The following is a 12,273-nucleotide window of genomic DNA, read 5'->3' as shown; positions in this document are numbered from 1 at the left end:
AATGTCTTGCACTAGCAATTTCTAGCTGTGTCAAATATAAATAAGATTTTTATAGCTCTTATCAATAACTTTATTCCCCTTTTCCACGACACTAAACATTAAAAAGCATCATTATTAATACTTTATAACTATTCTAGACAATCAAAGTTCACAAAAAAACAGATGTCCGATGAGTATTTCACTCCCTTAAACAACAATTTTATCTTATTCTCATTAGATTCACTTATTTTGCACAACTGTGAATAAAGCCTCTTGTTTTAAAGGATATTTAAACTATAACAAGCATTTTACAACAAGCAAAATCACTATTTGTTCGTTTTGTTACATAATTTGATAATCCTAAAAATCTTCTTCTTTTTAGGTCTTTTTAGGATTATCAATTCTATAAATTTCGCATTGGCATGATTGTAGCTGTCGCTTCGCTTTTGCTACAGAAAACATTTGTTGCTGTCGCTTCGTTTTCATACAGATAAACAATGCGTTCGAATTTTGACTTGTGCTCGCACAAGTCAATCCTCGAATAACACTAATGGCGTTCAGCTCCTAAAATAGAAAAAGAGATGTATCAAAATTACGATACATCCCTTTATGGTAAGACTTATAAATTAAGCGCTCGGTACATAAACGCCGTAAATTGTGCACGCGTCAAATTTTCATTCGGTCTGAAATTACCATCTTCATCACCTAACGCAATGTTATGGTCTGCTAGAGCGGCAATATATCCACTCGCCCAATGCGATGGATCGACATCCTTAAACGTACTATTTCCTGTTGGCGTTAAGCCAAATGCAAGCACCATCATTTTTGCCATTTGGGCACGTGTGATATAAGCGTTTGGACGAAATGTCTCGTTTGAACCATCCACAATTCCTGCTCGTTGTAGTCGTGTGATTTGTTCATAATAGGGATGGCTTTTAGGGACATCCGAAAAGGAGACAGACTCTCGAATTGGTATTGGTTGTAATGCACGGTCAATCATAAGTACTACGTGTTGACGTTGCGTCATATCATTTGGTCGGAAAGTGCCATCTGGATAACCTATAATAATGCATCGCTTGGCAACTTCTTTAATCATATCTTGTGCCCAGTTATGATCAATATCCTTGAAAGTAATGTCACAGCCATTACTCTCCTTCATCCATCGAGCATATAATGTTAGGTCTTCTGCAACGACATCTTTTGCAAAATCCCATGCTTTTGTGAATTCTTTATTTTTATACCAGCCGATAAACAAGTAACCTTCCTTCTTTGGATTAGAAGGGGCTTTCACTAAAGCTTTATATGCCACTGTTTGTGAAGGGATTTTACTGCCTCCGTTTGAATCAAAAGTAACAATATAATTATCCTTTGTCCATTTCGCATACAACGTTATGTCTGCTGTTACTTTATCTTTCGCAAAGTCCCATGCATTGTTAAGCGCTGCATCCTTATACCAGCCAACAAATTGATAGTCTGCTTTCACTGGAGTGGATGGTGCTTTCACTAGGTCGTTAAAGCCGACCGTTTGTGACGGCACTTTACTGCCACCATTGGAGTCAAAAGTGACAGTATTTAGATGAGCCCAGCCTGAGCCCCCGCCTGATGTACTTTCCTTTGTCCATTTCGCATATAGTGTCACGTTTTTTGTCACTACATCTTTTGCAAAATCCCATAGTACTGTCAATTCTTTATCTTTGTGCCAGCCGTTGAATGTATAGCCTGCCTTCGTTGGATTAGAAGGGGCTTTCACTAACTCGTTATATCCAACAGTTTGCGATGAAACTTCACTTCCTCCATTGGCATCAAAAGTAACAATATAGCTTGCTTTCGACCATTTGGCGTATAGCGTGATATCTTTTTCCACTACATCTTGATCGAAATTCCATGCTTCAGTTAGCCCTTTGTCTTTATACCACCCTGCAAATGTGTACCCTTCTTTTACCGGAGTGGAAGGAGCTTTTACTAACTCACCAGATCCTACCGATTGGGATGAAACTTTGCTTCCTCCATTGGAATCAAAAGTAACGATGTAGCTTACTTTCGTCCATTTGGCGTATAGCGTGATATCTTCTGTTACCACATCTTGTTCAAAGCCCCATGGTTCTGTCAATTCCTTATCTTTATGCCACCCTGCAAATGTATAGCCTTCCTTCTTCGGAACAATTGGTATTTGCACTAATTCGTTGTATCCAACGGTTTGCGCTGGAACTTCACTTCCTCCATTGGTATCAAAAGTAACTAAATAATTTGATTTATTCCATTTGGCATACAGCGTTATATCCTTTGTTTCTACATCTTGATCAAAGTCCCATGGTTCTGTCAGTTCTTTATCTTTATACCAACCAGCAAATATGTGATCCTCTTTCTCAGGATTAGACGGCGCTTTTGCTCGTTCTTTATATCCCACTATTTGACGCGAAACTTTATTTCCTCCATTAGAATCAAAAGTGATAATATAATGACTCCATTTCCCATAAATGGTCATCGGCTGTGAAATTTTTTTAGTCCACTTAATGGTATGATCTGCATCTTCAAACCATCCAATGAATATTTTGTCTGGTTGGCCTTGTTGATCGAATGGTGTTCCAAAAAACTGGTAATCATAAGACTCCCCCTGAAATGTTACAGAATCCAACCTGTTGACATGAAATGCAGAATGTCCGATTGTCTTTATGCTTGATGGGAGTTCAATACTTGTTAAATAATTAGAATAAAATGCTCTACTTCCAATCGTTGTAACGCTTGGTGGAATCTCTACGCTTATTAATCGATTATATTCAAATGCACTAATTCCTATCTTTGTAACACTTGAAGGTATTTTTACACTTGTTAATAGCGCACTCCTAAACGCTCTATACCCTATTTCTACGACTGGTTGTCCTTCAATCTCATTAGGAATATCAATATCCTTTGATTCGCCCTTATACCCAACAATGGCAACACCGCCATTCACACTCTCAGTTATATAATCACCTTCTCTATCACCGTTTGCGTAAGCAGGTAGATTACCTAGTGATAGTTGAGAAAATAACAAAAGTATAGCAGCTAATAATAAGAATGCTTTTTTCATTTCTTCATCTCCATAATATATAGATCTATATTTTAAATTTGACATTGAAACTATAGCATTATTTACAAATGTACTAAAATCAATTTTTGTTAGTTTTCTTACATATTTTGATAATCCTTTTTGTTGCAAATCTCATCATAATCTGCACCATAAAACTTCAGCCACCCCTTAAATCTAGCGATATATTCATCTATATTTGCAGAATATAAAAACACTTGCAACTCGCGATAGACTTCTAAAAAAGATAAAGGGCGACATTGATCAGTGAAGGTTTTCTTCATCCCTTACTCGGGCATTTACGGGTAGTTAATTCAATAAAAAAGAACTGGTTAAAACTTTAAAAGCGCGAGAAATCAATTTTAGAAATGTTGATTTCTCGCGCTTTTCTCATGTGAATTTTTTAAATTTTGCTGTGAAAATATAATTACGTTCCAGCCTCACATTAAATCTCACTCACGTGCCTATTAGTGTTTTCTAATGTTCATCATTTTGATATTTGATAGGAAATTCCATCACAGCAGTTAGACCTCTTTGATCTACGCCACTCTCAAGAATAAGGCGGCCATGATGTGCCTGCACAATCCTTGCTACCATCGGAAGCCCCAGACCGTGACCTTGCTTGATAGTGCCCTTTCTCTTTGGTGAGTAAGGTAACTCGGTAATATTCTTTAATTGTTCATTCGGAATACCTTGTCCATTATCCGTTACGATAAAGTGATACTTGGAGCCTCCCTCAGACAAGGCGGTTTCCAGTATGATTTCGCATCCCTCTGGATTGTGATGCATACTGTTTAGAACGAGGTTGTTAATTGCTCTAAGTAATAATTTTTCGTCTCCAATGATGTGAATCGGTTCGGTGGTTAGTTTTAAATCAATGGTATAGCGATCATCTATTCCGTTATTTAAAAAATCTGTGGCAACCTGTCTTGCCAAAACCGATAGTCGAATGTTCTTCAAATGTAAAGGTTGCATTTCATACTCAAGCATGGAGACCAGATTCAGGTCACTTACAAGTGATCGTAGTTTCTCGCCTTGACGTCGAATAATGCTAGCCTGATGCCTTTGCTCGTCTGGCAAGTCCGAATTTTCTTCCATTTCGCTTGCATAGCCGAGAACTAGCGACAGGGGCGTTCGAATATCATGTGAAATCCCAGCAATCCAGTTGGAGCGAGCTTCATCCCGCGCCTTTAACGCATCCGTTTTGTTTTGAAGCATAGTAGATGTGGAATTAATGCTTTGGGCCAAATCATCGAAAATCCCGTCGGCATCCAACTGAACCGCTTCCTCCTTGGCAAGGCTGTGAACTCCATCCACAAGAGGACGTATCTTTCTTATTAGTCGTGTCCCAATCATGATCGATATTAGCAAAGCAAGTATCACATTAGAAATCAGTAATAATATAAGTCGCAAAGGCAATGACTCTAACCAATCTGAGAGATAGTCAAGCTGATACCTCCAATGGCTTTTCTTTGGATATCCTACTACAATCAGACCATCCTCATGCTCCCAAGCATAAACAGGATATTCCATAAGATAATAGCGTGAAAACTTGGCTACTTCTACTAGATTGTAGGATTGTGGAACATCATTAGGTAGATGGTAATCCCATTGCACATTACCATCTTCACCGATTAACATAGCCCAGGCATTGTTATGCTGCAGAAGCTCAGCAGTGTTCTCGTTTAATCGGTAGCTGTCACCCTGTTTGTCCATACTTTGGGTCACTTGCTTCACCACGTTTTCTGGGGACGGAGACTGATTATTTTCTGTGAACACTAGCACGCATAACATTACTAAGTTAAAAATAAGCAGAAATATCGAGATGATAATAGTAGCGGCGACAAATCGTCGTAATATGCGAATAACTCCTTCCACTTAACGCGTCTCCTTCACTAGCAGTTTATATCCCAGTCCCCTGACAGTAAGAAGATAAAGTGGTTTGGATGGATCCACCTCGATTTTTTCACGAACCCGCCTGATGTGGACCATCAATGTATTTTCGTAACCGTAGCTGTCATCTCCCCAGACGGCCTGGCATAAGGCATCACTCGTAACGATTCTGCCCTGATTTTCATACAATTTCACAAGTATAGCGTGCTCCTTTGCCGTCAATGGTAGCTCCTTTTGATTCCCGTATACGACAGCACTTTCTAGATTAATAGTCTGTTCTCCTAATTGAAAAACAGACAACTGTTCCGAAATAGGAGAGGAGTAGACCCTTTTCAGAATAGCCATAAGCCTTAATACTAGTTCACGCGGTAGGAACGGTTTCACAATATAATCATCTGCACCCAAGCCTAGTCCGAGTAGACGATCTTCATCCTCGCCCCGTGCAGAAAGGAAAAGGACTGGCATTTCTGAGAACTGTCTAATAGAAGACAAAAGTGAGAATCCATCGCCATCAGGTAACATAACGTCGAGAATAGCTATATCAGGCTTATCTGTTTGGCAGATTGACAGGGCGGAACTACAGTCAGTTGCATTATATATACGGAAAAAGCCCTCTTTTCTTAAAAAACTTTCAATCATTTTTCTGATTTCCGGTTCATCATCTACAATTAATATTTTTTTGTCTTTTAAATTTATCATGCTGCATCACCTGACTTTTATTATACATGAATAGGAAATTTAGCAGTATTTTGGCTCCTCATCATAACGTGTGATTGATTTTGCCTTGGCGTAATTGTTGTTGCTGTCGCTTCGCTTTCGCACAGAAAACATTTGTTGCTGTCGCTTCGCTTTCGCACAGAAAACATTTGTTGCTGTCGCTTCGCTTTCGCACAGAAAACATTTGTTATTGCTGCCGCTACAGATAAACTCTTTTTATTTTTGATATTTCTGTTGTACCGCTTCTGGCAACTCCTCGAAGGCAATTTCTTCCCAATAAGTGACGCCTCGAATCCGTGTGTAATTAAGTTGGATATACGCTCCTTCTCTCAATTGCTTTCCAGCCGAAAATTCAAGCTTTTTTTCCTTCCCATTCTTATTGTAGGCCGTTAATTCATAGTCATAACGTCCATTGTTATCGTGAATACCAGAATCGGATATTATTGTATAATAGATCGTTTTTCCCGCAGGATTTTCAGGTGTTAGCTTCTCTGGGGTTAAGAAAAACCACAAGCAAACACCACCAAGCACGATGACAAGTCCCAGCATTAGCAATATTTTTTTCATCTTAATTCCTCCAAGCATCATTAGGTTGAGACAATATCTTTATTCTTCAAGCTGCGAATAGATATCGACGCAAAAATAATGACAAAAGTTAAATTTACTATCCAAAATAAAGTATTCTGTATGTCAGTAAGCCCAGCCTGATTCAAAACACTCATGCCAATTGTGAGTAGTGAAAACGGGAAAAACATACCTAAGTTAGCAGCGTACATAGCCAAACCGATAATCACTGCGCATAGACTAATTCCAATAGGTGTAGCAAAGCTGCGCATTCGCAACGATATTCCTAATTGCAGAGCACTAATGGAGAGAGTGGCAAACCAACCACGAACCGTCCAACCTATAGTCTCTACAGGAAAAGGATCCGGTAAAGAAAACAGGGTACCCGCTAACCAGTACAACCCTAGGAAAAATGTTTGTGTGAACATAACTAATATGCTAACGACAAACAATTTGGCAAGAAAAACACTTGCAACCGATACTGGAGCGGTCAAAATCATATTCCAATTTCGATTCAAATGCTCCAGCCTACATACATAGGAACAACAAATGGCAATTAAAATAGGTAGAAAAAACTCGCCGTAAAACAAGGAAACTTGGCTCCATAAGCTATACCATCCATTTCCCAAGACGCCCTTGTTTAAATAATAATTCGTACATCCAAACAGCAGACTTATGATAGGAAGTGCAGCTAGTACAAGACCTATACGAGAATGTCGCAGCTTGAGCAATTCAGCAAAGATACTTTGTTTCATCAACTTCTCACCTCAGATTTCCTGCCGGGATACATGAATACTTCCGGCAATATAAAATAGAACAGTCATCGTTAGTACAAGCAATACAAGACCAGACCCTACAGACTGTGCCATATAAAAACTTGCAGACTCAGCGAAATGAAAAGTTACCGGGCTGAGATCCAAATAATAGGACCATATAAAAATATGTCTGACTGCCGCTGGGAAAAATCCTGCGGTCATACCGATGAAGCCTCCCAGCATGCCTAAGCACAGCGCAAATGCTTGGTTTTTAATGGCTAAAGAAACCCATTGCTGAAGTGCCGTAACAGCAAGAGTCGTCATCAAGTTACCAACAATAAACTTGAATAGAAAATCGGTAGGAGGTGCACCAGGGAAATCTTTTATCAGTCCGAATATAATCATCAGTACGGTCTGCGTAAGAATGCCAAACAGGAGCAAACTATTAGCGCAAATATACTTCGCCGCGTAAAGATAGCTGCGGCTCACGTTAGTAGCAACAAGCATTTTCCAGGTGGCTCCTTTATGCTCCATATCACAAATACGAGAGACGACGATAGCCGAAATAATTGGCATAAAAAGGCCATTCATAGAAGATATATCAAAAAAGATCGATTCCCACACTGCGTGGTCCGGATTTTTAGCAATAGAATGGTTGATGGAATTGAAAGCAAACAGCATCTCCACACCAAGAAATAATGTAATCATGATCCATATTTTTTTGCGGCGTATTTTGTAATATTCTAATCCTAATGTTTTAATCACAAGCTCCTCCCCTTCCCTGTCAGCTCCAGGAAAATGTCCTCCAGACTTTTCTTATGCTCTTCAATCCTAGTGACAGGAATGTTATGTTCAACAAGAATTCGGTTCATTTTTGCCACTTCTTTGTCCTGAAGAATGTCGAACTCAAGACGGTTACCGCTTTTTGTTAGACTGTAGCCTTGCGTATGAAGCAGCTGCTCTGCCTTAGTATTGTCTCCAGTTTTAAGAAGAATGGTGCTTCTACCTTTTTCCCTTAAGCTTTCTACACTACCCTGAAACAGCAGATTCCCATCACTGATAATACCTACTGAAGTAGCAATCTGTTCAATTTCAGAGAGCAGGTGGCTAGAAAGCAATACCGTTATTCCATAGCTTTTAGGCAATGATTTAATGAGTTCCCGTATTTCACCGATACCCGCTGGATCTAAACCGTTCGTCGGCTCATCAAGAATCAGTAGCTTCGGAAAAGCAAGCAAAGCCATTGCAATACCCAATCGTTGCTTCATTCCTAGCGAATATTGTTCAGCTTTTTTGTCTTTCTGATTTTCCAGCCGTACGATACGAAGTGCCTCATGCACGTTTTTATCAGGTACATCTCGCAGCCGTTGCATGACCCTCATATTTTCGAGTCCTGTCAAATGCCCATAGTAAGAAGGTGATTCGATTAAGGATCCCGTACGTTGCAAAATGGAAGACCGATTTTTGCTTAAACTGTCCCCAAATATATTGATTGTCCCTTCCGTAGGTTTGATAAGTCCGAGCAGCATTTTTAGTGTGGTTGTTTTTCCAGCACCATTCGGACCCAAAAACCCATAGATCTCTCCTTCCTGAACTTGAAGATCAACTTTATTGACAGAATTAATAGATCCATATTTTTTGGTCAGGTTTTGTGTTTGTACAATAGCCGATGTTCTCATAAGAAAAATCATCTCCATTCAAGTCTTTTTTTCTCTACAGCTTAGACTTTAATGAAGTCACCTTTCCCAAATCTAAAGTGAACCTTACGACAGCCTTAAATTACTAGCCCTAAACTATAAGAATGATTAAAGCCAATTTTTCTTATACAAAAGAAATACCGGATTTCTAAAGGAATATCCTATTTGCACTATCCCTTTAATTTACGCTTTCTGGCTCATCACCAAAAGTTGTGGTTGAGAGCCACTCCTTGGGGACTAGTGGCGCTCATCGGAAACCCCTAGAAAGCGCCCAGTCGAAACGGAAATCAACCACACATTTTGGTGAAGAGCCACTTTTTTCTAAAAAACGCCAGTTTGACAAAAGTAACAACCTTTTGATAACGTTAAGTTGTTACTTGTTAATTTTAGGTATATACATGTAGAAGAAAGGGAGATTTCATGAGATTCGGTAATTTATTAAAGATAGGATTGGCTTTCACATTCTTGTTAGTATTAACTGCTTGTGGTTCAGATGATAAAGGCGCGCAAAATAAAGAAAAAAAAGAAGTGAACTTAGCCTATGTTGAATGGGACACTGAAGTTGCCTCTACGAACGTAGTAGGACAAGTTCTAGAGGATTTAGGATATGATGTAACACTAACACCGCTTGATAATGGAATTATGTGGGAAGCTCTTGCAAACGGAGAGGTCGATGGTATGGTGTCAGCTTGGCTACCACAAACACATGCCCCACAAGTTGAGAAGTACAAGGAGAAAATAGTCGATTTAGGTGAAAATCTAACAGGTGCAAAAATTGGCTTAGTTGTCCCTAGTTATATGGATGTAAACTCTATCGAAGATTTAACAAATGAAGCTAATAAGACAATAACAGGTATTGAACCAGGAGCAAATATGACGGGAACAACAGAAAATGCTTATAAGGAATATAGTAACCTTGAAGGCTGGAATGTACTTACCTCATCTGCAGGCGCAATGACAGCAGCTCTTAGTCAAGCAATTGAGAAAAAAGAAGAAATCATTGTTACAGGTTGGTCTCCTCACTGGAAATTCAATGCTTTTGATTTAAAATATTTAGACGATCCTAAAGGTATATACGGAGCTGAAGAATATATTGGTACCTTTGCACGTAAAGGATTGAAAGAAGATGATCCAGAAGCATATAGTGTTCTCGACAACTTCCACTGGACTGCAGAAGATATAGAAAGTGTTATGTTTGATATTATGGAAGGCACTGATCCTAAAGAAGCAGCTAAAAAATGGATTAAAGAAAATGAGAAGAAAGTTTCAGAGTGGACAAAGGATGTAAAATAACAGGTATATTTATTAACCATTTTTATCCATATTAATTTATTAAAAGCTCTGATTTCCGCTGCGGGCTACAATCAGTTAAAATGGGCATACATTAGCAAAATATCAACAAAAAAATAATAAGTCTATATTTCCCTAATCAACACGCCTGATAAAATAACTCGAATGATATGTTTTATATACACTGTCTAGCGGTTTTACATATTGGAAGCTTCTGTCTTCCTTTTTACCTAAAAGTCGATTCCTAGTACAAGCAGGAATCGACTTTTTTAAATTTTTTTATGCGACAATCGCGCCCAAAAGTTGAACAATGAATCAAATAATTTATAAAAGCGATTCGGTCGAAACTATGTACTTTTCCTTATAAATCGCTTCGCACCTAGTATAACGAGTGATACAATGATGCCCCCAATAATTATCATAATGATAGATATTAAGCTGGCGAGTCCAGGCACTGATTCGTGGTAGGTTATGATTGGTGGTGCGCCATATTGTTGTGGCGAGACGGCAAACCTCATGATTTCTAAGTATGCGAGATGAAAACCAATTGATGTCCAGAGACTCCCGGTCCATAGACGGAGCAACTGCAAACATATTCCGAAGCAAAAAATTAAAATGATATAAAAGATATTTATAGATACGCCAGGAGTAAGTCCAACGAGCGCTTGAATCAGGGCAACCGCTACAGTGACAGAAACAAATAGTAAGGTTTGAAGTAAAACGGATAACCAAGTGGCGAATCGATAGCGTAAGACATCATATAACATACCCCGCAATCCAAATTCCTCTGGCAAAGCTTCATAGAAAAAAGCAAATAAAATATTGATTAGTAGCGCACCAAACCATTGATCGGGAGTATGCCAGTCTTCAATGACTATCCACCCTTGAAGACTGGTTATAATGAATCCAAATGAAGCCAGTGCAATTGCCAAGAAAACCCCAGTAAAAAAGTGATTTAGCCTTTTCCAAGAATATACCGGTACCTTAGGTTTAACTCCCGTCATCCGATAGACATGCTTATATAAATACAAAATAATAGGAACAACCAGCCCGCTCATCACAAGACCCTGAATAAAATATTGAGAATATCTCGATGAGTTGAACAACTGTGCAGAAACTTCACCGGAAAGAGAAGCTAGGAACAAACTAGCGACTAATGTTGACCATCCAGCGAGCATAAGAAGTATCCATTTCATATATCATTTTCCTCCCATGTGCATTTTAATTGAGTTATTTAAATTACTTAAGAATAAATATTGTACATATACTTTATATGCAATATATACAAATAGTAAATGTTTTGCAAGCCCAATTATTATTGAAATTGAAATTTGCCACCAGCTTCCTTCAGATTCAATTCACCGCAGAAACCCTTGCACTTGGTTAGCCACTACTGCTGTTTTCATGGTTCGGGACTTGCCCCCATTGATTACTTCCATTATGCGCGCACGAAAAAATCCATTTACTGATCCGTAAATGGATTTTTTCTTATGAAGCACATTCATCATGATATTACTTTTTGAAGACTTATCTAGTTAAAAAAGTTTGATTACAATATTCTCTCAAAGAGTTTATAAATTGGATCGTTGCTTTCTTTCGTTCCCATCGATTTTTATAATTGGACTTGGCTTGGTCTCTCCCTCTAATTCTAAGCGCTTCATGAAGAATATCAGAATAACTTAAATCGAAGTCCTTGATTACTTCTTCACAGGCCAGTTCTTTTGACGTAATCTTTCCTGTTTTTAATGTATAGTACACTCGACATAAAGTTAAGACAATGAATTCAATCCAAGAATCGAATAAAAACAAATAGCTTTTGGAAGCTTTACTCGCTATATAGTGGTTAAGATTGTATTCCATCTCCTGCATAATGTCCTGCCGATTTATGCTTGAGTAGTATGTAGAAAAGTTCGGGCCATATACAGCATATGAATCATGAATGAGCTGATAAACCGCAATTTTCATAAGCCTTCTTTCCCCTTTACACTTTGTACCCTCAAAAAAAGGGAAAGATTTATCTAAATGCAATTGATTCTGTTCATCCAAGGATAAGTACTCACATTCAAACTTTTTGACTAATGGATTTTCAGCTCTAACCTGCTTATGAAGGTACGATAGTTTTTTTAACTCTTCGTCCGTCAATTCTCGACTAAACACTGTAACAAAATCAATATCACTGCTTTCAGGATGAAAGGCCCCTAAAATAGTTGAGCCATATAAATAGACACCACGAACTTCAGTTGGAAACATTTCATTCAACCTACTACTATAGTGCATCATTACTTTCTTGACTTCGTTATGGATCATGCTT

12 protein-coding genes are annotated in these 12,273 nt (G+C 38.5%); 1 reads left to right on the top strand and 11 read right to left on the bottom strand.

Annotated features, from left to right (window positions below):
* Positions 1 to 382: 382 nt before the first annotated feature.
* From QUF91_RS04995 to QUF91_RS04955, 9 genes are all read right to left on the bottom strand, one after another.
* Entirely contained in the window at positions 383 to 508 is a 126-nt protein-coding gene (locus QUF91_RS04995) for a hypothetical protein (protein ID WP_289417044.1), read from the bottom strand.
* 90 nt (positions 509 to 598) lie between these two features.
* A complete protein-coding gene (locus tag QUF91_RS04990; RefSeq protein ID WP_289417043.1) occupies positions 599 to 3,049 on the bottom strand; it encodes an InlB B-repeat-containing protein in 2,451 nt (816 codons plus the stop codon).
* A 474-nt stretch (positions 3,050 to 3,523) separates the two neighbouring features.
* Positions 3,524 to 4,924 carry a sensor histidine kinase gene (locus tag QUF91_RS04985; RefSeq protein WP_289417042.1) on the bottom strand — a complete coding sequence of 467 codons (1,401 nt, stop codon included), beginning with the start codon at positions 4,922 to 4,924 and terminating at the stop codon, positions 3,524 to 3,526.
* A complete protein-coding gene (locus QUF91_RS04980; RefSeq protein ID WP_289417041.1) occupies positions 4,925 to 5,638 on the bottom strand; it encodes a response regulator transcription factor in 714 nt (237 codons plus the stop codon). It lies immediately after the preceding gene.
* 61 nt (positions 5,639 to 5,699) lie between these two features.
* The gene (locus QUF91_RS04975; protein ID WP_289417040.1) at positions 5,700 to 5,840 is read right to left on the bottom strand and encodes a hypothetical protein; all 141 of its coding nucleotides are present in this window, start codon (positions 5,838 to 5,840) and stop codon (positions 5,700 to 5,702) included.
* A gap of 32 nt (positions 5,841 to 5,872) precedes the next feature.
* A complete protein-coding gene (locus tag QUF91_RS04970) occupies positions 5,873 to 6,223 on the bottom strand; it encodes a YxeA family protein (protein WP_285397077.1) in 351 nt (116 codons plus the stop codon).
* 20 nt (positions 6,224 to 6,243) lie between these two features.
* Positions 6,244 to 6,975, bottom strand: a complete 732-nt coding sequence (locus QUF91_RS04965; RefSeq protein WP_285397078.1) for an ABC transporter permease — start codon at positions 6,973 to 6,975, stop codon at positions 6,244 to 6,246.
* Positions 6,976 to 6,987: 12 nt separating this feature from the next.
* Positions 6,988 to 7,740, bottom strand: coding sequence for an ABC transporter permease (locus QUF91_RS04960; protein WP_289417039.1), 753 nt, complete (start codon positions 7,738 to 7,740; stop codon positions 6,988 to 6,990).
* Complete coding sequence (locus QUF91_RS04955) at positions 7,737 to 8,654, bottom strand: ABC transporter ATP-binding protein (RefSeq protein WP_289417037.1); 918 nt, start codon at positions 8,652 to 8,654, stop codon at positions 7,737 to 7,739. Before QUF91_RS04955 ends, QUF91_RS04960 begins: the two co-directional genes overlap by 4 nt.
* A 438-nt stretch (positions 8,655 to 9,092) precedes the next feature.
* On the opposite strand from QUF91_RS04955, the gene QUF91_RS04950 reads away from it, so the two are divergent.
* Positions 9,093 to 9,965 carry a glycine betaine ABC transporter substrate-binding protein gene (locus QUF91_RS04950; protein WP_285397081.1) on the top strand — a complete coding sequence of 291 codons (873 nt, stop codon included), beginning with the start codon at positions 9,093 to 9,095 and terminating at the stop codon, positions 9,963 to 9,965.
* A gap of 344 nt (positions 9,966 to 10,309) precedes the next feature.
* Here the strand turns inward: QUF91_RS04950 and QUF91_RS04945 are convergent, their stop codons facing one another.
* Positions 10,310 to 11,158, bottom strand: a complete 849-nt coding sequence (locus tag QUF91_RS04945) for a CPBP family intramembrane glutamic endopeptidase (RefSeq protein WP_285397082.1) — start codon at positions 11,156 to 11,158, stop codon at positions 10,310 to 10,312.
* Between the two features lie 331 nt (positions 11,159 to 11,489).
* A complete protein-coding gene (locus QUF91_RS04940; protein ID WP_289417036.1) occupies positions 11,490 to 12,269 on the bottom strand; it encodes a nucleotidyltransferase domain-containing protein in 780 nt (259 codons plus the stop codon).
* Positions 12,270 to 12,273: the final 4 nt, after the last annotated feature.

The sequence above is a fragment of the Lysinibacillus sp. G4S2 genome, from assembly GCF_030348505.1.
In the GTDB taxonomy this organism is placed as follows: domain Bacteria; phylum Bacillota; class Bacilli; order Bacillales_A; family Planococcaceae; genus Lysinibacillus.
Note: the sequence above shows the minus strand (reverse complement) of the source record. Positions and strands in the feature narration are given on the sequence as shown.

Excerpts from the sequence above, each read along its gene's own strand:
- QUF91_RS04940 (WP_289417036.1), bottom strand. The coding sequence starts at position 12,269 with ATGATCCATAACGAAGTCAAGAAAGTAATGATGCACTATAGTAGTAGG.
- QUF91_RS04990 (WP_289417043.1), bottom strand. The coding sequence starts at position 3,049 with ATGAAAAAAGCATTCTTATTATTAGCTGCTATACTTTTGTTATTTTCT.
- QUF91_RS04950 (WP_285397081.1), top strand. The coding sequence starts at position 9,093 with ATGAGATTCGGTAATTTATTAAAGATAGGATTGGCTTTCACATTCTTG.
- QUF91_RS04955 (WP_289417037.1), bottom strand. The coding sequence starts at position 8,654 with ATGAGAACATCGGCTATTGTACAAACACAAAACCTGACCAAAAAATAT.
- QUF91_RS04980 (WP_289417041.1), bottom strand. The coding sequence starts at position 5,638 with ATGATAAATTTAAAAGACAAAAAAATATTAATTGTAGATGATGAACCG.
- QUF91_RS04975 (WP_289417040.1), bottom strand. The coding sequence starts at position 5,840 with ATGTTTTCTGTGCGAAAGCGAAGCGACAGCAACAAATGTTTTCTGTGC.
- QUF91_RS04965 (WP_285397078.1), bottom strand. The coding sequence starts at position 6,975 with ATGAAACAAAGTATCTTTGCTGAATTGCTCAAGCTGCGACATTCTCGT.
- QUF91_RS04970 (WP_285397077.1), bottom strand. The coding sequence starts at position 6,223 with ATGAAAAAAATATTGCTAATGCTGGGACTTGTCATCGTGCTTGGTGGT.
- QUF91_RS04945 (WP_285397082.1), bottom strand. The coding sequence starts at position 11,158 with ATGAAATGGATACTTCTTATGCTCGCTGGATGGTCAACATTAGTCGCT.